This is a genomic window from Microbacterium sp. KR10-403 (assembly GCF_040196215.1).
Lineage (GTDB): Bacteria > Actinomycetota > Actinomycetes > Actinomycetales > Microbacteriaceae > Microbacterium.
In genome coordinates this window covers 114,518-135,088 of the sequence record NZ_JBEGDC010000001.1, presented here as the reverse complement: position 1 = coordinate 135,088, position 20,571 = coordinate 114,518, and the positions used below count along the sequence as shown (strand labels likewise).

Annotated in this window: 17 protein-coding genes; 7 read left to right on the top strand and 10 right to left on the bottom strand. The window is 71.0% G+C overall.

All coding sequences use genetic code 11. The annotated features are described in order from the left end of the window. Positions 1-48: 48 nt before the first annotated feature. Positions 49-1,338 carry an MFS transporter gene (locus tag ABMQ42_RS00645; RefSeq protein WP_349720658.1) on the bottom strand — a complete coding sequence of 430 codons (1,290 nt, stop codon included), beginning with the start codon at positions 1,336-1,338 and terminating at the stop codon, positions 49-51. A gap of 107 nt (positions 1,339-1,445) precedes the next feature. On the opposite strand from ABMQ42_RS00645, the gene ABMQ42_RS00640 reads away from it, so the two are divergent. The 4 genes from ABMQ42_RS00640 (at position 1,446) to ABMQ42_RS00625 (ending at position 3,719) form a co-directional block, all read left to right on the top strand. Continuing rightward, positions 1,446-2,102, top strand: coding sequence for a GntR family transcriptional regulator (locus ABMQ42_RS00640; protein WP_349720657.1), 657 nt, complete (start codon positions 1,446-1,448; stop codon positions 2,100-2,102). Between the two features lie 152 nt (positions 2,103-2,254). Further along, the gene (locus ABMQ42_RS00635) at positions 2,255-2,848 is read left to right on the top strand and encodes an acyl-CoA-like ligand-binding transcription factor (RefSeq protein ID WP_349720655.1); all 594 of its coding nucleotides are present in this window, start codon (positions 2,255-2,257) and stop codon (positions 2,846-2,848) included. Positions 2,849-2,934: 86 nt separating this feature from the next. Continuing rightward, the gene (locus ABMQ42_RS00630; protein WP_349720654.1) at positions 2,935-3,357 is read left to right on the top strand and encodes a hypothetical protein; all 423 of its coding nucleotides are present in this window, start codon (positions 2,935-2,937) and stop codon (positions 3,355-3,357) included. After that, positions 3,354-3,719, top strand: a complete 366-nt coding sequence (locus tag ABMQ42_RS00625; protein ID WP_349720653.1) for a DUF5615 family PIN-like protein — start codon at positions 3,354-3,356, stop codon at positions 3,717-3,719. The genes ABMQ42_RS00630 and ABMQ42_RS00625 overlap by 4 nt, the downstream gene beginning before the upstream one ends. Before the next feature lie 2 nt (positions 3,720-3,721). On the opposite strand, the gene ABMQ42_RS00620 is transcribed toward ABMQ42_RS00625, so the two are convergent. After that, a complete protein-coding gene (locus ABMQ42_RS00620; RefSeq protein WP_349720651.1) occupies positions 3,722-4,018 on the bottom strand; it encodes a DUF503 domain-containing protein in 297 nt (98 codons plus the stop codon). A 256-nt stretch (positions 4,019-4,274) separates the two neighbouring features. Continuing rightward, positions 4,275-5,444 carry an acyl-CoA dehydrogenase family protein gene (locus ABMQ42_RS00615; RefSeq protein WP_349720650.1) on the bottom strand — a complete coding sequence of 390 codons (1,170 nt, stop codon included), beginning with the start codon at positions 5,442-5,444 and terminating at the stop codon, positions 4,275-4,277. Positions 5,445-5,722: 278 nt separating this feature from the next. On the opposite strand from ABMQ42_RS00615, the gene ABMQ42_RS00610 reads away from it, so the two are divergent. Both ABMQ42_RS00610 and ABMQ42_RS00605 read left to right on the top strand, forming a co-directional pair. Beyond that, positions 5,723-8,950 carry an ExeM/NucH family extracellular endonuclease gene (locus tag ABMQ42_RS00610; RefSeq protein WP_349720649.1) on the top strand — a complete coding sequence of 1,076 codons (3,228 nt, stop codon included), beginning with the start codon at positions 5,723-5,725 and terminating at the stop codon, positions 8,948-8,950. Between the two features lie 161 nt (positions 8,951-9,111). Beyond that, positions 9,112-9,405, top strand: a complete 294-nt coding sequence (locus ABMQ42_RS00605; RefSeq protein ID WP_349720648.1) for a hypothetical protein — start codon at positions 9,112-9,114, stop codon at positions 9,403-9,405. A gap of 35 nt (positions 9,406-9,440) precedes the next feature. On the opposite strand, the gene ABMQ42_RS00600 is transcribed toward ABMQ42_RS00605, so the two are convergent. The 5 genes from ABMQ42_RS00600 to ABMQ42_RS00580 form a co-directional block, all read right to left on the bottom strand. Next, positions 9,441-10,964 (bottom strand): S53 family peptidase, encoded by a 1,524-nt coding sequence (locus ABMQ42_RS00600; RefSeq protein WP_349720646.1) that lies wholly within the window; start codon positions 10,962-10,964, stop codon positions 9,441-9,443. 136 nt (positions 10,965-11,100) lie between these two features. Next, on the bottom strand, positions 11,101-12,048 hold the full coding sequence (gene speB / locus ABMQ42_RS00595) for an agmatinase (RefSeq protein ID WP_349720644.1): 948 nt from the start codon (positions 12,046-12,048) through the stop codon (positions 11,101-11,103). Then, on the bottom strand, positions 12,041-13,645 hold the full coding sequence (locus ABMQ42_RS00590; protein ID WP_349720642.1) for a thiamine pyrophosphate-binding protein: 1,605 nt from the start codon (positions 13,643-13,645) through the stop codon (positions 12,041-12,043). The genes speB and ABMQ42_RS00590 overlap by 8 nt, the downstream gene beginning before the upstream one ends. Continuing rightward, positions 13,642-15,312, bottom strand: coding sequence for an amidohydrolase (locus ABMQ42_RS00585; RefSeq protein WP_349720641.1), 1,671 nt, complete (start codon positions 15,310-15,312; stop codon positions 13,642-13,644). Before ABMQ42_RS00585 ends, ABMQ42_RS00590 begins: the two co-directional genes overlap by 4 nt. Next, positions 15,312-16,652 carry an MFS transporter gene (locus ABMQ42_RS00580; RefSeq protein ID WP_349720640.1) on the bottom strand — a complete coding sequence of 447 codons (1,341 nt, stop codon included), beginning with the start codon at positions 16,650-16,652 and terminating at the stop codon, positions 15,312-15,314. The genes ABMQ42_RS00585 and ABMQ42_RS00580 overlap by 1 nt, the downstream gene beginning before the upstream one ends. Positions 16,653-16,866: 214 nt before the next feature. Here ABMQ42_RS00580 and ABMQ42_RS00575 point away from each other — a divergent pair, with 214 nt between their 5' ends. Continuing rightward, complete coding sequence (locus ABMQ42_RS00575; protein WP_349720639.1) at positions 16,867-17,760, top strand: Lrp/AsnC family transcriptional regulator; 894 nt, start codon at positions 16,867-16,869, stop codon at positions 17,758-17,760. Between the two features lie 88 nt (positions 17,761-17,848). Here ABMQ42_RS00575 and ABMQ42_RS00570 read toward each other — a convergent pair whose 3' ends face one another. Beyond that, a complete protein-coding gene (locus tag ABMQ42_RS00570; RefSeq protein ID WP_349720638.1) occupies positions 17,849-19,303 on the bottom strand; it encodes a carboxylesterase/lipase family protein in 1,455 nt (484 codons plus the stop codon). After that, complete coding sequence (locus ABMQ42_RS00565) at positions 19,303-20,562, bottom strand: MFS transporter (RefSeq protein ID WP_349720637.1); 1,260 nt, start codon at positions 20,560-20,562, stop codon at positions 19,303-19,305. The genes ABMQ42_RS00570 and ABMQ42_RS00565 overlap by 1 nt, the downstream gene beginning before the upstream one ends. Positions 20,563-20,571: the final 9 nt, after the last annotated feature.

Sequence of the window (20,571 nt, the reverse complement as noted above, 5' to 3'; positions counted from 1 at the left end):
GTCGCTGTTGCGCATACGGCGGGCTGAGACCGCGCAATGGCGCCAGATCTATCGCCGCGCGGCGTCGGCGGACGGTGTGGATGCCGCGGCCGCGTCCGGCGCAGAAGCCGCGCCCGCGGCATCCCTCCCATCCGCCGTGCCCGCGGCATCCCACCCCGCATCGCGAGGGATGATCGGCACCGCCACCACCGGCGCGAGGGCGACCGCCGCGAACGCGAGCGGATACCCCGCGACCGTGATGAGTGCGCCCACCGCGGGACCGACGATCGACGCGGCGAGGAACTGCCCGGTGTTCTGGGTCGCCAGGGCCCGTCCAGACCAGAAAGGGCCGGCGATCTCGGCGACCGCGGTGTAGGCGAGCCCGTTGTCGGCGACCGTGGCGGTCGCGGCCACGATGAGTGCGGCCGCTCCCGCCCACACGGGCGCGAGCTCGCTCAGCGCCAGCACCACCATGACCGCCGCCGCGGCCCACGCGACCCACCGCAGCGGTCGCAGCCGGCTGCCGACCCGGTCGGAGAGCACGCCGACGGCGACGCGGCCGAGGGCTCCGACGAACTGCGAGATGCCGACGACGATGCCCGCAGCGGCGGCGCTCATGCCCCGATCGACGGTCAGCCAGACCAGCCCGAAGATCGACACGGTGAACTGCGGCACGACCAACAGCGCCGACGCCGTGTGGATGCGCACGAGTCCGAGGCGCGAGCGATACGGGTTGGACTGGTGGGGGGATGCCGCGGCCCGCGCCGGCCGCGGCGGATCGACGATGAGCGCGGCACTGGCCACGGCCAGCACCGCCGTCAGCACGAGGGGCAGCGCCATGGCGGCACCGACGCCTCCGGACGAAGCCAGCGACGGGATCGCCAGGGCCGCGACCGCGACGCCCAGCGGCTGGCACATCTGCCGGATGCCCATGGCCAGCCCCCGCCAGTGTTTCGGGAACCAGCCGATCACCACGCGTCCGCTCGCGGCGTTCGTGCTGCCCGAGGCGGCGCCGCCCAACAGCAGGAAGGCGCCGAGGCCGAGGTATCCCGACGCGAAGATCGCGCCCAGCGCCGCAAGCGCGGTCAGCGCCATGCCGCCGGCGATGACCCAGCGCTCGCCGATCCGGTCGGTCAGAGCGCCCCACGCGACGAGCGTGATGACGAGACCGAGCGTCGGGGCGGAAGCGAGCAGTCCGGCCTGCGCGAGCGACATGCCGCGCTCGGTGTGCAGCAGGGGGATGAGGAACGCCGGCGCCGACTGCAGCACGGTGCCCGCGGCCTGGGCGAGCACGGCGACGACGAGCATGATCCAGGGGCGTGCGCCCAGAGGTCGTGTGCCATCGATCGACGTGCTCATGTTGGTATACCGTAGTGGTATACCAAGGTGGACGCCAACTCGCGCCGCATACTGAGAGCCCACGTGCCGGTTCGCCCGGTGCCACGCGCAGCCAGACGGGAGCCCCGATGCCCTCACAGACCGACCACGTCTACGCGCAGGTGCGCCGCGCGATCCTCTCGCTCGATCTCGTGCCCGGCGCCCACCTGAGCGAGCGCGGGCTCGAGTCCGAGCACGGCGCCAGCCGCACCCCGGTCCGGGCGGCGCTGATGCGGCTCGAGGGAGAAGGGCTGGTCGCCCGCGACGGACGCGCGTGGCTGGTCGCTCCGATCGACCTCGACGAGGTCGCGGCGCTCGCCGAGTACCGCGAGGCCGTCGAGATCGCCGCCGCGCGCCTGGCGTGCGAGCGCGCGACCGACGCCGAGCTCGCGAGCCTGTCGGCCGACGAGGTGCCGGCCGGAGAAGACGCCGGCATGGTGCTCGGCTCGGACTTCCACGTGGGCCTCGCCGCGCTGGGCGGCAACCCCTTCCTCACGCAGGCGGTGCGCGATGCGGTCACGCGCATGGCCCGGGCGCGCTGGCTCGAGCTGCGCAGTGAAGAGGGGCGGGATGCCGCGTGGCAGGAGCACGCCGCGATCGTCGAGGCGGTGCGGGCCCGCGATCCGGAGGCCGCGGCATCCGCCCTCTCCCGCCACACGCAGGCGAACCTCGACCGCCTGCTGACCTCGCTGCGCGCCGACCGGCGTGCCCTCGGCGCGCGCGGGCTGCGCATCGTGGGGGCGTAGCGGTTCACGGTGGCAGGAGTGGTATGACGGCCGACCTGATAGCCGAGCTCGACACGGCGGTGCGCCTGCACCTCGCGCTGTGAGGGGTGGATGCCACGGCTTGCGGCACACCCTGCCAGAAATCATGCAGTGACAAGCGGTAGCTTTGCCGCATGGAAACCAGGCGTCGCGGCAGGCCGGTTCTCGTCGACCCGGAAGAGCTGGGGCGCCGCGCGCTCGCGGTGATCGCTGAGCACGGGTACGCTGCGGTGACGATGGGGCAGATCGCCACGGAGTCGGGTGTGAGCGTGCGCACTCTGCACCGATACTTCCCCTCGAAGGCCGATGTGGTGTGGGGATCGCTCAGTCAGGCCGTCACCAAGCTGCGCGACGCGCTGGCGGCCGCCGACCCCGATGTGCCGTTGCTCACGGCGATCGAAGAGGCCGTCGTCTCGGTGTTCGACCCGCTCGTCGAGGCCGATGAGACCGAGCGCACGCGCCTGCAGCTGATCGCGACGACCGCCGAGCTGCACGAGTACCAGTCCGAGCCGTTCCAGCTATGGCGGCGCGATCTCATCGCCTTCGCGGCTGCGCGCCTCGGGCTCGATCCCGACGACGTCGTGCCGGCGGCCATCGCGTCGGCCACGCAGTCGGCGACCCTCGTCGCGCTCACCTGGTGGGCCACGCATGAGAACGCCGGAGCTCCGGGCGACGTCGCGCGTCGCGCGTTGGGGGCGCTCGGCGACGGCATCCGCGTGGGGGAGTAGCCGCGGCATCCACCTGCCTGCGACTGACGTGCACGTGGAGCGCCGCGCGGCGAACAATCCGTATGCGATGCGCTACACTGTAGCGCATGACTTCTTCTCCGCTGTCCATCAGGTTCGACGACGTCGTGCTCGATCGTCTGCGGCGCGGCGCCGCCGCACGTGACACCACCCCGTCGGGCTGGGCGCAGCGGCTCGTCGACGAGGGGCTGCGGTCGCAGGAGTTCCCGGGCATCGTCTTCCGCGACGGGCCGAGTGGCAGGCGCGCAGGTCTTGCCACGGGTCCCGATGTCTGGGAGGTCGTCGCCGCCCTGCGCGACAGCGAGCCGCGTGGTGAGGGAGCGCTCGAACGCGTGGCGGCGGATTTCGACCTGCCGGTGGGTTCTGTGCGGGTGGTCCTGGCGTACTACGGCTCGAACGGGCCCGAGATCGACGATGAGATCGCCGAAAACGAGCGCACGGCCGAAGAGGCGCTCGCCTCGTGGGAGTCGCAGCGTCGGCTTCTGGCATGACGAATGCGCTGCTGCTCGACGAGCACTATGGCGAGGCGATCGCCATCGCGCTGCGAGAACGCGGCCATGACGTCGTGTCGGTCGTGGCCGATGACGAGCTGCGCGGCGCGCCCGATGCCGACGTGTTCCGGGTGGCTGCAGCATCCCATCGCCGCATCGTCACGGAGAACATCAAGGACTTCCGTCCGTTGTTGATGGATGCTGCGGCCCAGGGCGCGCCGTTCGCGGCGCTGCTTCTCGTGCCGCCGCGCCGGTTTCCTCGTGGCCGGGGCGATCGCTCGGCGGTGATCATCGCCGCGCTGCACGAGTGGCTGGCCGCGCGCGACGCGGGCGAACGCCCGCTCGAGGACTGGCTGGTCTGAGATCAGTCGTCGCTCGAGCTGAGCCCGTGCCGGGCCGACAGCAGCACGATCTCGGGATGGTCGTCGGCCAGCAGCCGCTCGGCGCGGTCGAGCACATCGCGGATGTGCGCGGCATCCGACCCCACGACCGACACGCCGAGCTGTGCGCGCCGCCGCAGATCCTGCGACCCGACCTCGGCGGCCGCCGCCTCGGTGCGCCGACTCAGATCGGCCAGGATCGGCCGCACGATGGCCCGCTTCTCCTTCAAAGACTGCACGTCACCCAGCAGCAGGTCGAACTCGATCCACCCGATCCACATGCCGTGAGTATGGCAGGTGGATGCCGCGGCGCGGTGCGACCTCGCGAGATACGGTGCGACCTCGCGAGGTCGCACGGGAATCCGCGAGGTCGCACGGCTCGCGGCACCGCCCGCTCCTCGCCCCGGGCGAGGAGATCTGCCGGGGCGAGGGCCGAATCGCGCGGAAACGCCCTCGGCTCGGCCTTTTTCCTCGCCTGAGGCGAGGATGGGACGTACGGGGCACCCGCGGGTAGGCCGGCGAGGCGGCATCCACCCCTCAGCGGAACGCCGCGATGCCGGTGATGTGCTGCCCCAGGATGAGCGTGTGCACCTCGTCGGTGCCCTCGTAGGTGCGCACCGACTCGAGGTTGGCGGCGTGCCGCAGCGGCGAGTGCTCCAGAGTGATGCCGTTACCGCCGAGCACGGTGCGCGCCTGCCGGGCGATCTCGATCGCGATGCGCGTGTTGTTGAGCTTCGCGAGCGAGATCATCTGCGGCTCGAGCTTCCCGGCGTCCTTCAGCCGCCCCAGCCGCAGCGCGACCAGCTGCGCCTTCTGGATCTCGAGCACCATGTCCACGAGCTTCGACTGCGTGAGCTGGAACCCCGCGATCGGCCGGTCGAACTGCGTGCGCTCGAGCGCGTAGCCGAGCGCCGCCTCGTAGCTGTCGCGTGCGGCGCCGACCGCGCCCCATGCGATGCCGTACCGCGCCTCGTTGAGGCACGAGAACGGGCCGCGCAGCCCCTTCGCGTCGGGAAGCACGGCATCGGCCGGCAGCCGCACATCGTCGAGCACGATGTCGCACTGGATCGACGCGCGCATCGACAGCTTCTGCGGGATGGGCGTCGCCGTGAACCCGGCCGTCTCGGTCGGCACGACGAACCCGCGCACGCCCTCGTCGGTGCGCGCCCAGATGATCGCGACGTCGGCGATCGAGGCGAGTCCGATCCAGCGCTTCGCGCCGTTCAGCACCCATTCGCCGCCCTCGAGCCGTGCGGTCGTGAGCATGTGGGCCGGGTCGGAGCCGGCGGTGGGCTCGGTGAGGCCGAAGCATCCGATCGCCTCGCCCGCGGCCATGCGCGGCAGCCAGTGCTGCTTCTGCGCCTCCGAGCCGAACGTCGAGATCGCCGACATCGCCAGTGACCCCTGCACCGACACGAAGGTGCGGATGCCCGAGTCGCCCGCCTCGAGCTCTTGCATCGCCAGCCCGTATTCGACGGCGCTGCGGCCGGCGCATCCGTAGCCGTGCAGGTGCATGCCCAGCACTCCGAGCTGCGCCATCTCGGGCACGATCTCGGTGGGGAAGTAGGCCTGGTCGAACCACTGAGCGATGTGCGGACGGATGCGCCGGTCGACGAACTCCCGGACCGTGTCGCGCAGCGCGCGCTCGCCGTCGGTGAGCTCGTCGTCGAGCCGCAGGATGTCGCTGGTGCCGGGGATCTCAGCCATGGCGGATGCTCCTTCGCGTCGTCTTCTTCGAGTGTGCCGGGTGGGGGATGCCACGGCCAAACGCCGCTCGCTGACCCCGGTGCCGGCGCAGCCCGGTGAACACTTCGTGCACGTCCGGAGACGACTTCGCACAGGGGGTGGTGCGTGTCCGAGGCCCGTGCCAAGGTGGGGGAATCGCGCGCGCATCGGAACTCCACAGCGCGCTCCGCAGTGTCTCAAGACCGGTTCCTCACAAGCAGGTTCCTCACGGATCTGTTTCCTTGCAAGGGAGTGTCGGAATGAACCGCATCGCCACCGCCGCCGTCTGTCTGATCACGGCCGCCGCCACGAGCCTCGCGCTCGCGGCACCGGCCACCGCAGACACGGGCGGCACGAACGTCGTGATCAGCGAGGTCTACGGGGGCGGCGGCAACTCCGGCGCCACCTACACGAACGACTTCATCGAGCTGTACAACCCGACCGGCGCCGCGATCAGCCTCGACGGGTGGAGCGTGCAGTACGCCTCGGCCACCGGCACCAGCTGGACGCCGACGGCGCTGAGCGGCAGCATCCCGAGCAAGGGGCACTACCTGGTGCAGGAGGCCAAGGGATCCGGCGGTACCGAGGCGCTGCCGACGCCCGACGCGACCGGCACCCTGGCCATGTCGGGCACGCAGGGCAAGGTCGCGCTGGTCTCCTCGGCCGCGGCGCTCATCTGCGGCGCGACGTGTGCGGGCACCGACGCGGTCGTCGACTTCGTCGGCTTCGGCGGGGCGAACGACTTCGAGGGCGACGCCGCGGCGCCCACCCTGTCGAACACGACGGCCGACGCGCGCACGAACGGTGCCGACAGCGACCAGAACGCCACCGACTTCACCGCGGGCGCACCCGACCCGCAGAACAGCGGCGCGGCCGCCCCGACCATCACGGTCACGAACCCCGGCACCCAGCACGGCACCGTCGACGAGGCGTTCTCACTGACCCTCGAGCAGACCGGCGGCGCCGATCCCGTCACCTGGACGGCCGACGGCCTGCCGTCCGGACTCACCCTCGCACCCGCCACCGGCGTGATCTCGGGCGCCCCGACGCAGGCGGGCAGCAGCCAGGTCACCGTCACCGTGACCGACGCGAACGACGCCGGTGCGACGGCATCCTTCACCATCGACGTGGCAGGTCCCACGCCGACCGTGACGATTGCGGCGATCCAGGGGACCGACACCGACACCTCGCCCTACGCGAACCGGATGGTCACCACCACGGGCGTCGTCACGGCCGCGTATCCGACCGGAGGGTTCAACGGCTTCTACCTGCAGACCGGTGGAACGGGCGGGGTGAAGGATGCCACGCCCGGCGCCTCCGACGCGGTCTTCGTCTACGGCTCGCGGTCGGCCGCGCAGGTGAAGATCGGCGACAGCGTCAGCGTGACCGGCGAGGTGCAGGAGTACGAGGGCACCACCGAGATCACCTCGCCCACCGTCACCGCACTCGACGAACCGCTGCCGGCCGTCACTCCTGCGGCGCTGCCATGGGACGCGCTCGACACCGCCGCCGAGCGCGAGGCGCACGAGGGCGAGCTGCTCGCCCCGCAGGGCGACTTCACCGTCTCCGACAACTACGACACCAACTACTACGGCTCGTTCGTGCTCGCCGCCGGCACCACCCCGCTCGTGCAGCCCACCGATGCGGGCACCGCGGGCAGCGCTGCGGCGCAGGCCGCGGCCGCCGACAACGCGCGCCGCGCGATCACGCTCGACGACGGCTCGACGTGGAACTACGCCGTGTTCAGCACGCACACCGGTGACCCGGTGCCGTGGCTGACCGCCGACAACCACCCGAGCGTGGGATCGGCCGTCACCTTCACCGGCGGCGTGATCCTCGAGTACCGGTTCGACACCTGGAACTTCCAGCCCACGCACCAGGTCACCGACGCCGGCACGGATGTCGCGACCTTCTCCGACCGGCGGGCGGCCAATGAGCATCCGGCCGACGTGGGCAGCGGCATCCGGCTCGCCACCTTCAACGTCGAGAACTACTTCGCCCTCACCGGCGAGGACTACGTGGCGCAGGGACTGGGCACCTGCACCTGGTACACCGACCGCGACGGCAACCGGATCGGCGACAACCGCTGCGCCGATGCCGACGGCAACTCGGGACCGCGCGGAGCCGCGACCGCCGAGAGCTTCGCCCGCCAGCAGGCCAAGATCGTGACCGGCATCAACCGGCTCGACGCGAGCATCGTCTCGCTGGAAGAGATCGAGAACTCCGCCAAGTTCGGTCAAGATCGGGATGCCGCGCTCGCGGGCCTCGTCGACGCGTTGAACACGGCCGCGGGTTCGAGCGTCTGGGCGTACGTTCCCTCGCCCGCCGCGTCGGCGCTGCCGTCGCTGGACCAGCAGGACGTGATCCGCACCGCGTTCATCTACAAGCCGGCCGACGTCAGCCCGGAGGGTGCCTCGCAGGTGCTCGCCGACAAGTCGGGGGCGGGGCAGTCGTTCTCGATCGCACGTGAGCCGCTGGCGCAGGCGTTCGTGCAGAAGGGGCTGGGCGCCGACTACTCGTTCGTGGTCATCGCGAACCACTTCAAGTCGAAGGGCGCCGACGCCGACGGACTGTTCGACGACTGCGCGAACGGCGGCGATGCCGAGAACACCGACCCGGCCTACGACCAGGGGGCGTTCAACTGCACCCGCGTGCATCAGGCGCAAGACCTCGCGACCTTCGCCGATGAGGCGGCGGCGAACGCGGGCACCGACAAGGTATTCCTGCTCGGCGACTTCAACGCGTACACGCACGAGGATCCGATGGAGGCGCTCTACGACGCCGGATACACCGACCTGGGCAGCACGTACGACCCGACCGAGGCCACGTACTCGTACAACAGCCTGGCCGGTTCGCTCGACCACGTGCTGGCCAACCCGGCCGCACTGAAGATGGTGACGGGCGCCGACGTCTGGCAGATCAACGCGCAGGAGTCGGTCGCCTACGCATACAGCCGCTACAACTACAACGTGACCCAGCTGTTCGACGCGTCCGATCCGTTCGCGGCCTCCGACCACGACCCGGTCGTGGTCGGGCTGACGCTGCCGGCTCCCGCCGCCTGGAGCGCCTCGACCACCTATGACAAGGGCGATGTCGTGATGTACGACGGGTCCGAGTGGCGTGCGCTCTGGTGGACGAAGGGCCAGAAGCCCGGCGACCCGTGGGGTGCGTGGGAGCAGATCGTGACCGAGCCCGACGGTGTCGCCGTCTGGACGCCGTCGCGCGTGTTCAACGCCGGTGACACCGTGACGTTCGACGGCCGCACCTGGGAGGCGCTGTACTACACGCGCAACCAGAAGCCGGGCGACGTCTGGGGTCCGTGGCAGGAGATGGCCACGGCGCCCGACGGCACCGCGATCTGGACGCCGTCGCGCATCTTCCACGCCGGCGACGTCGTCTCGTACCAGGGGTCGAGGTTCGAGGCACGCTGGTACACGCGCAACGAGGCGCCCGGGGCTCTCTGGGGCCCGTGGGTCAAGGTGGGGTGAGATCGGCCCTCGCGATGTCGCACCGACTCCCGCGAGGTCGCACCGAATCTCGCGAGGTCGCACCGACTCCCGCGAGGTCGCACCGAATCTCGCGAGGTCGCACGGAATCTCGCGAGGTCGCACGGTCGGTGGATGCCGCGGCCCGCGGCATCCTGGTACATGTGAAGATTCTGCGCAGCGGCACCTGGACGGACGCCGACGGCACCAGCCGCCCGATCGACATCACCGGGATGCCGTACGACTACTGGTACGAGCTCGCTGCGCTCGAAGGCACCCTCGAGAAGGGGCAGATGCCCACGCTCTTCTTCGGCACCGATCGGCTGCTCTACTACGTGCGCCTCGAAGGCGCGGGCACGAAGAAGCCGAAGCCCGACTCGATCGGCTTCCCCACGCTCGAGGCCGCGATAGCGCACGCCGAGGAGAGTGTCGCGGGGGTCATCCGCTGGGACGAGTGAGGCCCGTGCCCGTGCCGGATCACCACCACCCGTCCCTACGAACCCGCGCTCAGCACCCCGGCCAGCGCCGTGCCGATCGGGGTGCCCAGGCCGGTGCAGGCATCCCAGCCGGGGACGGCCGAATAGGCGCCATTGTCACCGGCGGTGATGTCGTGGAAGCCGGCGGGCACCGCCCCGGCACCGACACCCGCGTAGAGCTGCGGCTGCAGCATCCCGAACGAGGTCCCCGCGCCCTGCGCGAGGCGGCACACGAGCGCGGCCCAGAGCGGTGCGACGGCACTTGTGCCTCCGAAGACGGCGGACTGTCCGTCGACGCGCACCCGGTATCCGGTGTCGGGATCGGCGTCGCCCGCGACGTCGGGCACGCCGCGTCCCGGCCCGCCACCCGACCGGTCGGGCACGCCGACCGATGTCTGCCACGACGGCAGCGCGAACACGTCGCTGACCCCGCCGCCGGTCGCCCCGCCGGACGAGCCGTCGTTCCACACGGTCTCGGCGCCCGACGACGGCAGCCGGGTGCCGCCGCAGCCGAGCGCGTGCGGGCTGGATGCCGGAAAGTCGACGTGCGCCGCGCCGTCGGACTCGCCCTCGCTGCTGCCGCTGTCACCCGCCGACGCGGCCACCGTCGTGCCGCGGGCGGCGGCGTCGGCGATCGCGTCATCCATCGACGTGCGCGAGGTCGCCGACCACTGGTCTTCGCTCTGCCCCCAGCTGATGCTCATCGCCGTCGGGGCGGGGTCGGCACGCGTGGCCTCGGCGATCGCGTCGAGGAACCCGGCGTCGGAGTTCGGCGCGAAGTATACGGTGACCGTGGCTCTGGGCGCGAGGGATCCGGCCACCTCGATGTCGAGCATGACCTCGCCGTCGCTGTCGGTGTCGGTCCCCGGATCGTTCGTGGCGCCGTCGACCCCGACCGCGGCGACCTGTGGCAGCGGCACTTCCAGATCGGAGAAGTACGCCTGCAGGTCGTCGGTGCGGAACCCGCCGCCCAGCTCGATGATCGCGAGGTGCTGCCCGGAGCCGTCGCCGTCGGGGAAGTCGTACTTCGCGGCGACCTGCGGCGGCGTGTATGAGGTCGATGCCGCCGCCGCGCGGCGACTGTGTGCGCGCGCCTGCGGGCGATCGTCGAGGCCGAGCACCGCGGTGACGCGCCCGGCCAACGGATCCGCCAGCGTCACGTCGTCATCGCAGTGCCGGAACGTGCTGCCGTCGGCGCCGGTCGATCGCTGGAGGTGGATGCCGAGCAGGGCATTGATCCGCGCCGCGGGGCCGGAGATCCGGATGCGACGGGTCGCGGCATCCACCTGCACGATGTCGATGCCCGCATCCGTCAGCGCCTTCTGCACGGCGTCGACTTCGGCCGGATCCGCGCCGTACCGGTCACCGAGCTGTTCGGTCGAGAGCCCGCGGACCGTGGGATCGGGTGCCTCGCCGCGGCGGCGCAGCACGAGCGTCGCGGCGACCTGCTCGTCGTCGCCGAGCGGACCGAGCAGGCGCGCGCCCTCGCCCACGGGTCGATAGCTTCCCGTCAGCCGGGTGCGCGGCGTCGGAGTGTCCATGTCTTCATGGTGCGTCCGTTCTGGGACAGTGGCGCCGGAATGGTGGATGCCTCGGGCCGCTGCCCGCGCTGTGAGCGGCTACACGCGCCGCCCGCGCGCAGCCGCCGCTCGAGCCGCGGCCCGCGGCATCCACCCCCTACCGGGACACCTGCGCGGACAGCAGCGACATCAGCTCGTACATCACGTGGCTGGCCGCGACCCCCGTCATCTGCGCGTGGTCGTATGCGGGGGCGACCTCGACGACATCGGCGCCCACGACGTTCAGGTCGCTGAGGGCGCGCAGCATGCGCAGCAGTTCCCGGCTGGTCATGCCGCCCGCCTCCGGCGTGCCGGTCCCCGGAGCGTGGGCCGGGTCGAGCACGTCGATGTCGATCGACACGTACACGGGCTTGTCGCCCAGGCGGCCCCGCATGCGGTCGATGGCGGCGGCGACCCCCGACTCCTCGATGTACTCGCTCGAGACGATCGAGAACCCGAGCCGCTCGTCGTCAAGCAGGTCCTGCTTCGAGTAGAGCGGCCCGCGCGTGCCGACGTGGCAGCTCGCGGTCAGGTCGATGAGCCCCTCTTCCGATGCGCGGCGGAACGGTGTGCCGTGCGTGACCGGGGCGCCGAAGTAGGTGTCCCACGTGTCGAGGTGCGCGTCGAAGTGCAGCACGGCGACCGGTCCGTGGCGCTTGGCGGCCGAGCGCAGCAGCGGCAACGCGATGGTGTGGTCGCCGCCGATCGTGATGACCCGCTGCGCCCGCTCGTGCAGGGCGTCGACGGCACGCCCGATCTCGTCGACCGCCTCGGTGATGTCGAACGGATTGACCGGGATGTCGCCGGCGTCGACGATCTGCGCGAGAGCGAACGGCGACACATCCTGCGCGGGGTTGTAGGGACGCAGCAGTCGCGACGACTCGCGCACGTGCGACGGACCGAACCGGGCACCCGGACGGTAGCTGACCCCGCTGTCGAACGGCACGCCGACGACCGCGATGTCGACGGTCGGCACGTCTTCGATGCGCGGCAGGCGGGCGAACGTCGCGATCCCCGCATAGCGCGGGCTCGTCGAGGCGTCGACCGGTCCGATCGGTTCACTCATGATGTGTCTCCTCCTGTCGGATGTGCACGAGCTGCACCCCGCCCGCCGAGATCGCGGCCTGCACGGTGCCCTCGACGTCGCCGGTGGCGTCCACCGCGCGTCCGGTCGCGCCGAACGCGCTCGCGAGCGCCGGCCAGTCGGGCTGCACGAGATCGACACCGATGGGGTGGATGCCGCGATCCACTTCGTTCTGCTTGATCTCGGCGTATCCGCCGTTCTCGACGCACACCACCGTCAGATCGAGGCGTTGCTCGATGGCGGTGATGAGCTCGTTCACGCAGAACATCAGCGCGCCGTCGCCGATCACGGTGACGACCGGGCGCGACGGATCGGCGATCCGCGCGCCGATGGCCGCCGGCAGCCCGTAGCCGAGCGTCGCATAGGTCGGCGTGTACAGCAGCGTGTGCGGCACGGCGGCCTGCAGCTGGTTCGCGACGGCCATGTAGACGATCTGCGATGAGTCGCCGGCGACGATCGCGTCGTCGGGCAGCGCGTCGACGACGCGCGCACCGAGCGCGGCGGTGTCGGGCAGGGCCTCAGCGATCTCGGCGGCGATCCGTGCGCGCACCTCGGCGAGGTCGGGCGCAGGCCGCACGTCGTGAGGCAGCGCCGCGACCAGTCGGCCGACCACGGCCGCGGCATCCCCCCGGATCGCCACGGCCGCGGTCAGGTTCTTCTGCAGCTGCGCCTCGGCGACATCCACGCGGATCACATCGCCGTGCGGGTGCAGCGCCGGTGCCCACAGCTCCGCCTCGCCGAGCTTCGACCCCACGACGATGAGCAGATCGGATGCCTCGGCCGCCGCGCGGGCGGAGGGCAGGCGCAGGTTCGATCCCAGCGAGAGCGGGTGGTGCTCGTCGACGGTGCCCTTGCCGTTCAGGGTCGTGAGCACCGGGGCGCCGAGCCGTTCGGCCAGCGTGGTGATCTCGGCGCCCGCGCCCGTCGCTCCGCCACCCGCGATGATCACGGGACGGTCGGCGGTCGCCGCAAGCGACGCGGCATGCGCGATGAGGGCGGCGTCGCCGCCCGTGGCCTGCGGCATCGCACGCGCCTCGCGCTCGGCCTGCGGCACATCGGCGGGCGCCTCCAGCACATCGAGTGGGATCTCGATGTGCACGGGGCGCGGCCGCCCGGTGCGGAACAGCTCGAACGCGTCGTGCACGGCCTGCACGGCCTCGGCCGCGGATGCCGCACGGCGCGACCACAGTGCCACCGCGCCCGCCATGGCCGTGGCATCCTTCGTCTCGTGCAGGGTGCCGCGGTCGGCGAACTCATCGCCGGTCGCCGGCCCCGGCGACAGGACGATCATCGGCCGCGACTCGCAGTAGGCGGTGCCCACCGCGCTCATGGCGTTCTGCAGCCCGGGGCCCGAGGTGGTGATGACGACACCGGGCAGGCCCGTCTGCTGCGCCCAGCCGTCGGCCGCATACCCGGCGCCCTGCTCGTGCCGTGTCGTGACGGCGCGGATGCCGAGGGAGGCCAGTGGCCGATACAGCTCGAGGTTGTGGGTGCCGGGGATGCCGAAGACCGTGGTGATCCCGTAGGACCGCAGCGTCTGCAGCACGGCACGGCCGGCGGTGTCGTCGTATTCGGTCATGATCCTTCGTACCGCCGTTCGCCGCCGACCCACGTCTGCAGCACTCGGATGGCCGCGATCTCGTCGCCGGGCACCGTCACCGGGTCGTCGGACAGCACCGCGAAGTCGGCGCACTTGCCGACCGCGAGCGAGCCCAGATCGCGTTCGCGCCCGAGCGAGACGGCACCCTCGTAGGTGTGGGCGCGCAGGGCGGCCTCGGCCGAGATGCGCAGCGAGTCGGGGCCGAGCTTGTGGCCCCGACGGGTCACACGGGTCACCGCGGTCTGGATGGCCTCGAGCGGGATCGGCTCGGCGACCGGGGCATCGGACGACAGCGTGATCGGCACGCCCGCGGCGGCGAACTCGCCGAGCGGGTTGAAGCGCTCGCCGGGGGTGCCGATGGCCTCTTCGACGCCCTCGCCCCAGTTGTAGTAGTGCTGCGTCTGGTTGACGGGACGGATGCCGGCGGCGGCCATCCGCGTGATCTGTTCGGGTGTGGGCAGGCCGCAGTGCTCGATGCGGTGCCGCGCGTCGTCGTCGGGGCGGTCGGCCAGCGCCTGCTCGATCGCCGAGACCACCATCTCGATCGCGGTCGGCGACTGCGCGTGCGTGGCGGTCTGCAGCCCCGCAGCGTGCGCCTTGCGGATGAGCGCGGTGTACTCGGCGGGCTCGTGGTAGAGCTGCCCGGTGCGACAGGGATCGCCGACGTATCCGTCGGGGAAGTAGGCCGTCCACCCGCCGAGCGTGCCGTCGGCGTAGAGCTTGATGCCCGCGAAGCTCAGGTAGGCGTTGCCGAACTGGCCGACCAGGCCCATGTCGAGGGCCTCGTCGAGCAGGTGCGACAGCAGGTACATCGACACCCGCAGCGGCAGTCCGTCCTTCTCGGCCAGCCGCAGGTACATGTCGAACTCGCGGCGGGTGACCTGGCAGTCGCCGAGCGCGGTGACGCCGCCCGCGAGGAAGCGACGGGTCGCGGCATCCAGCTGTCGAAGATGTTCGGCCGGCTCGTCGGCGAGGTGGAAATTCGGGCCGTGATGCCCGATCTTCACCCCGTGCACGCCGGTGAGGATGTTGCAGGCGGCGTCCGACAGCTCGCCGGTGAGCTCGCCGTCGGCGTCGCGGAAGAACTCGCCGCCGTCGGGGTTCGGTGTGTCGCGATCGACGCCGTTGATCTCGAGCGTGTACGAGTTCACGACGCCGCCGTGCCCCGACGCGTTCATGAGGTACACCTCGCGGTCGGTGGCCACCTCGTCGAGTTCGAAGCGGGTGGGATGCCGCTTCTCGGCGAGATTGCGCTGCTCGTAGCCGTACCCGCGCACGGGGCGGTCGGCCGGGAGGTCTGCGGCGGCCGCCTTCAGCAGCGCGACGATCTCGGGGATCGATCCGGCCTTCTCCGGGCCGCAGTCGACCCAGGTCATCATCTGGCCGTACATCAGCGGGTGACTGTGCGGGTCGATGAACCCGGGCACGACCACCGCATCGTCGAGATCGATCTCTTCGGCGTCGAGGCGGCGGGCGGATGCGGCATCCCGACACTCCTCGACGGTGCCGATCGCCAGGATCCGGCCCGCGTCGATGAGCATCGCGCGCGCCTCAGGCAGTGCGTCGTCGACCGTGCGGATCAGCCGGGCCGTGATGATGCGCGGTGCCTGCTGCGCCGGGGTGTCGAACGGGACCAGGGTGCGCATCAGCGGGCTCCTCGGACGGTGCGGGCCGTCGTGGTGTCGGTGCGGGGGACGAAGCTGTCGGTGACCGGAGCCTCATCGGAGTGCTGAGGAGCGAACTTCGTGCAGAAGATCGCGAGGATGGCCATCGCGGTGAACATCGCGATCACCGACCAGATGCTGCCGGTCCAGGCGACCAGCTGCGTGGCGAACCAGGGGGAGAACCCGGCCCACACCGCCGCGCCGACGCCGTAGGCGAGGGCGACCGAGGTGTACCGGGCCTGCGGACGGAACATCTGCGTGAGGATCGTGGCCAACGGCGCGTAGGTGGCGCTCATCGTGACGCGGATCAGCGATGCGAACAGGAAGATGAGCGGTTCCACACGACCCGGCATGATCAGCAGGAACGGCGCGAAGACGAGCACCGAGGTCACCAAGCCCACGTACATGACGGTCTTGCGGCCCCACTTGTCGCCGAGCCAGGCGACGGGCAGGGTGACCAGGAACTCGACGAACGAGGCGATGGTCATGGCATCGAGGATCACGCTCTCATCGAGCTTGATCGGCTCGCCCACCGCGTAGGCGGTGGCGAAGGTGGTGGCCAGGTAGTAGCCGCCGGTCGAGATGGGCAGCAGGCCGATGCCGAGCAGGATCGGCTTCCAGTTGACGCGGATCGCGAATGCGAGCGGCATCGCCTGCTTGCGGCCCTCGACCTTCTTCTCGAAGACCTCGGTCTCTTCGACCCGGTAGCGCACCCAGATGCCGACGCCGATCAGCACGATGGACAGCAGGAACGGGATGCGCCAGCCGCCGTTCATGATGAAGTCGTCGCCGAACCGCGACATGATCGCGAAGATGCCCGAGGCCAGCAGGGCGCCGGCGGGGTTGCCCAGCTGGGTGAAGCCGCCGTAGAAGGTCTTGTGCTTCTCGGGTGCGCTCTCGACGCTCATCAGCGCCGCGCCGCCCCACTCGCCGCCGACGGCGAGACCCTGCACGGCACGCAGGGTGATCAGCAGGATCGGCGCCCAGATGCCGATCGCGCCGTAGGTGGGCAGCACGCCGACGAGCACGGTGGCCGTGCCCATGGCGAGCAGGGTGATCACCAGTGAGAGGCGGCGGCCGAGCTTGTCGCCGATGTGCCCGAACAGGATGCCGCCGAACGGCCGCACGATGAAGGCGACCGCGAACGTGGCGAAGGCAGAGGCGGTCTCGGCGACGGGGTCGGAGCTGGGGAAGAACAGCGGGCCGAGCACGAGGGCGGCGGCCGTCGCGTAGACGTAGAAGTCGTACCACTCGATCGTGGTGCCGACGAACGCGGCGATGCCGGCGCGGCGTGCGCGGGTATGGACGGAAGGCGTGGACATGACCGCTCCTTTGCGGGGTGCTGGATTGCGATGGATGCTAGCCCCGGTTGCGGCGGCGCGTCCAGCGAACAACTCCAGTGATGACGGTCTCTGGCCGGTGTTCTGATTCTGTGGTGCTGCAGGATGGGTACTATCTGAGCTGAAAGGGTGTTTCCACTGACTTTTTGAACGCTCACCCGTGCAGTTGCGGGAATCTCTCCCAAGGAGGCCCGAGATGGATGTCGACACCGAGCTGATCCGCGCGCTGCAGGTGGACGGCCGGGCGAGCATTCAGGAGCTCGCCGCGATCGTGGGGCGTCCTCGTGCCGCGGTGTCGGCGCGTCTGTCGGCGCTGCTGCGCGACGGCACGGTGCGGGTGGTCGCGGCCGTCGACCCGGGGTTTCTCGGGCAGCATGTGCTCGCGCATGTCTCGATCCGCGCCGACGGGCAGGTGGAGGCCATCGCCGAGCGGCTGCGCGGGCTCGAGCAGACCGTGCTCGTCTCGGGTGTCGGCGGTGTCTATGACCTCATCGCCGAGGTGCGCGTCGGCTCGATGGCCCGGCTGCGCGCGATGACTGCGCAGATCCGTGAGATCCCGGGTGTGGTCGAGGTCAACACGCTCATCTACGAGTCGGTGATCAAGGGTTTCTTCATGTCGCACTTCCGTGGCGAGATCACGCTCGATCAGACCGATCGGGCGCTCATCGAAGAGCTGCAGCGCGACGGGCGCCGCAGCTACCGTGCGTTGGGCGAGACCGTGCGCCTGTCGCCGTCGGCGGTGGCGACCCGTGTGCAGCGACTGGTCGACGCCGGCGTCATCCGGATCAGCGCGGTCGAGGCCCGCGGCGCCGCGCGACGCCAGCTGTCATTGGGCGTGGGGCTGACCCTCACCGACGATGAGGCGGCCGTCGCGGCCCTGGAGGACTGGCCCTGCGTCGACTTCGCCGCCCGCACCGTGGGGCGGTTCGACGTCATCGCGACCCTGGTCGAGCCGACGGCGGGCGACCTGTTCGCCGACCTCGAGCGACTCCGCGCCCTGCCGGGGGTCGCCGCGACCGAGTCGTGGTTCCATCTGCGGGTGCTCAAGGAGGACTACGCGCGCAGCCTCACCCGCATGGCGGTGTCGTAGGGGAGGGGATGCCGCGGGCCATCGTGCCGGCGCATCGTGGCCAGCGGCATCCACCTCGTACCGAGGCGCCGGGTGGGGGGCCGCCCCGTCACACCCGGGCGGCGGCCCCGCTCACCTCGGCCTCGAGCAGATACGCATCGGCTGCGTAGCCCGACTCGGGCAGGTCGAACACCTGGGCGCCGGTGACCTCCTCACTCGAACTCGGCCATGAGACCGAGCCCGAGGAGATGAACCGCACCCACGAGCCGTGCACGTCATCGGCGAGCTGCTGCGGCGCGGGTTCGCCGAGCAGCGCCTGCACGCCCTCGGCGTCGCCGAGGTCCCAGGCGAACGGCAGCTCGAAGCAGTGCCCTGCGATCCCGATGCTCGGCGCGTGGTGGCGGAAGTCGTACGCCCACGTGCGCTCCCCCGACCCCGCCTCGATCCGGGCGGCGGCGATGCGTGGCACCGCGGTGCGGAACCCGCCGGTCGAGTGCAGCTGCCCCTCGATGCGACCGTCGCCGATCCGGTCGATCTCGTGCCAGAACGCCGTGCGTGCCCGCTCGGAGGCGCCCGCGGCGGCGAGAGCGGCATCCACCTCTTCCCTCGGCGGCGCGTCCGGAGACGGAGCGAACGCGAACTCGTTGGCCGTCGTGCCCAGCATCAGGGGGGTGTCGTGATGGATGCCGCGGCCCAGTCGCTCGAAGAGGTCATCGACGACCTCGCCGTCGATGTACGGGCCGATGGGCGGCTCGAGGCCCGCGGTGAGCACCTCGCCGATCGACGCGGCCGGCGGCGCGGGCGCGAAGAACACGGCGCGCTCGGCGTCGAGCAGCTCGTCCTCGCTCAGCGACCGCCAGTCGCCGGTGCCCGCCGCGGCGGCGACCTGTGCGGTGATCCGGCGCGCGTCGTCGGCCGTGCGGGTCGTGAGCACGCCGGATGCGCTGATCGCCGCGTGGAACAGGCCGTCGGCCGCCGGCGACGCGAGCAGCGTGAGCACGCTGCCGCCGCCGGCGGACTGGCCGGCGATCGTGACGCGCCGAGGGTCGCCGCCGAACGCCGCGATGTTGTCGCGCACCCATTCCAGCGCGGCGATCTGATCGAGGATGCCCCGGTTGTGCGGCGCCCCGTCGATCAGGCCGAATCCGTCGAAGCCGAGTCGGTACGAGATCGTCACGGTCACGACGCCGTCACGGTTGAACGCCGCACCGTCGTACCAGGGGCTGGCCGGCGACCCGGCGAAGTAGCCGCCGCCGTGGATCCAGACGAGTACCGGGAGCGCGGCATCCCGCCCCGGTGCCGGCGTGAACACGTTGACGTTGAGGGTCTGCTCGCCGGGGATCGACGGCTCGGGGATCGCCGTGGTCTCACCGAACGGGCGCCGCTGGGGCGTGGGGCCGTAGGCGGTCGCCGGGCGCACCGCCGTCCACGGGGTCGGCGGCGCCGGGGCGGCGAACCGCAGCTCGCCCACCGGGGGAGCGGCGAACGGAACACCGAGGAACGCGGCGGATCCGTCGCGCCAGAATCCTTCGACGGGACCGTGGGATGTGGAGACGACGGGCATCAGCGGACCTTCTTGATCGGGAACACGAGGAACGACGAGAACACGACCGCGATGATCGCGAACACGAAGATGGCGGCGTAGTTGCCGGCGAAGATCCCCAGCAGCACGGCGGCGATCACCGGCGTCAGCGTCTGCGGGATGTTCGAGGCGACGTTGAGGATGCCGAGGTCCTTGCCGATGTCGCCGGTCGAGGGCAGCACGTCGATCATCAGCGCGAGGTCGACCGACATGTAGGCGCCGTAGCCGATGCCCACGAGCACGGCGTACACGATCATCGCGCCGGCGGTCGGGTTGATCAGCGGCACCGCGACGCCCATCGCCATGAGCAGGGATGCCCCGAACACGAAGATCTTGCGGCGGCGGAGGGCATCCGACATCCGCCCGAAGATCAGCGTGCCGACGATCGTGGTGCCGGCGGTGATCATCGACATGCGGCCGTAGAGCGTGCCCGCGTCGGCCAGCGGCAGGTGGATGTAGTCGGTGAGGATGTAAAGACCGTAGTTCTGGATGGCCTGGTAGCCGAGCACCATGAAGAAGCGTCCGGCGAAGGCCCACGCGTAGTCGGGGTGCTTGATGGGATTCACCCAGAAGCCGCGGATGAACCGCCCCCAGCGGAAGGCCGGTACCTCGAGATCGGCCGACGATCGGTCGGGGTTGACGATCACGAAGAGGATCGACATCACGATGACGGCGATGCCGAAGATCGTGTACGAGAGACCGAGCCGGGTGATGAGGGCGCCGGCGACGGTGATGCCGATGGCCGCGCCGACGGCGGTGCCTACGCCGACGAACGCCGAGCCGAAGCCGCGGCGGCTCATCTCGACGCGGTCGGCGATGATCGCGGTGGTCGGTCCCTGCAGGGCGTTCAGCAGCATCTGCGCGAGCACCCAGACGAAGGCGAGCACGGGGATGACGCTCGCGAACTGCAGGGCGATCACGAGCAGGCCGCCGCCGACGCCGCCGACGACGATCCAGGGGGAGCGTCGTCCGAAGCGCGACCGGGTGCGGTCGGAGAACGCGCCGACCAGAGGCTGTACGAACAGGGTGGCGAAGGCCGAGACCGCCGTGACGATCGCGAAGTTGTTGACCTTGTTCGCGTCGTCGATGAGCGCGACCTGCTGCGGCAGCAGCACGGCGATGACGCCCGCGTAGACCATGAACAGGATCAGGTTGTTGACGAGCATCGATCCGAACAGCACGGATCGTCTGGTGGCCGAGAGGGGTGCGGGTTCGACGGCGACGTCGGTGTCGGTGGACATGGGGGCTCC

What these genes read in the sequence shown, in the direction of transcription:
- ABMQ42_RS00575 (WP_349720639.1), top strand. Translation starts at nt 16,867, where the DNA reads ATGGATGTCGACACCGAGCTGATCCGCGCGCTGCAGGTGGACGGCCGG.
- ABMQ42_RS00640 (WP_349720657.1), top strand. Translation starts at nt 1,446, where the DNA reads ATGCCCTCACAGACCGACCACGTCTACGCGCAGGTGCGCCGCGCGATC.
- ABMQ42_RS00630 (WP_349720654.1), top strand. Translation starts at nt 2,935, where the DNA reads ATGACTTCTTCTCCGCTGTCCATCAGGTTCGACGACGTCGTGCTCGAT.
- ABMQ42_RS00585 (WP_349720641.1), bottom strand. Translation starts at nt 15,312, where the DNA reads ATGCGCACCCTGGTCCCGTTCGACACCCCGGCGCAGCAGGCACCGCGC.
- ABMQ42_RS00590 (WP_349720642.1), bottom strand. Translation starts at nt 13,645, where the DNA reads ATGACCGAATACGACGACACCGCCGGCCGTGCCGTGCTGCAGACGCTG.
- ABMQ42_RS00580 (WP_349720640.1), bottom strand. Translation starts at nt 16,652, where the DNA reads ATGTCCACGCCTTCCGTCCATACCCGCGCACGCCGCGCCGGCATCGCC.
- ABMQ42_RS00620 (WP_349720651.1), bottom strand. Translation starts at nt 4,018, where the DNA reads ATGTGGATCGGGTGGATCGAGTTCGACCTGCTGCTGGGTGACGTGCAG.
- ABMQ42_RS00570 (WP_349720638.1), bottom strand. Translation starts at nt 19,303, where the DNA reads ATGCCCGTCGTCTCCACATCCCACGGTCCCGTCGAAGGATTCTGGCGC.
- speB (WP_349720644.1), bottom strand. Translation starts at nt 12,048, where the DNA reads ATGAGTGAACCGATCGGACCGGTCGACGCCTCGACGAGCCCGCGCTAT.
- ABMQ42_RS00615 (WP_349720650.1), bottom strand. Translation starts at nt 5,444, where the DNA reads ATGGCTGAGATCCCCGGCACCAGCGACATCCTGCGGCTCGACGACGAG.
- ABMQ42_RS00635 (WP_349720655.1), top strand. Translation starts at nt 2,255, where the DNA reads ATGGAAACCAGGCGTCGCGGCAGGCCGGTTCTCGTCGACCCGGAAGAG.
- ABMQ42_RS00610 (WP_349720649.1), top strand. Translation starts at nt 5,723, where the DNA reads ATGAACCGCATCGCCACCGCCGCCGTCTGTCTGATCACGGCCGCCGCC.
- ABMQ42_RS00625 (WP_349720653.1), top strand. Translation starts at nt 3,354, where the DNA reads ATGACGAATGCGCTGCTGCTCGACGAGCACTATGGCGAGGCGATCGCC.
- ABMQ42_RS00565 (WP_349720637.1), bottom strand. Translation starts at nt 20,562, where the DNA reads ATGTCCACCGACACCGACGTCGCCGTCGAACCCGCACCCCTCTCGGCC.
- ABMQ42_RS00645 (WP_349720658.1), bottom strand. Translation starts at nt 1,338, where the DNA reads ATGAGCACGTCGATCGATGGCACACGACCTCTGGGCGCACGCCCCTGG.
- ABMQ42_RS00600 (WP_349720646.1), bottom strand. Translation starts at nt 10,964, where the DNA reads ATGGACACTCCGACGCCGCGCACCCGGCTGACGGGAAGCTATCGACCC.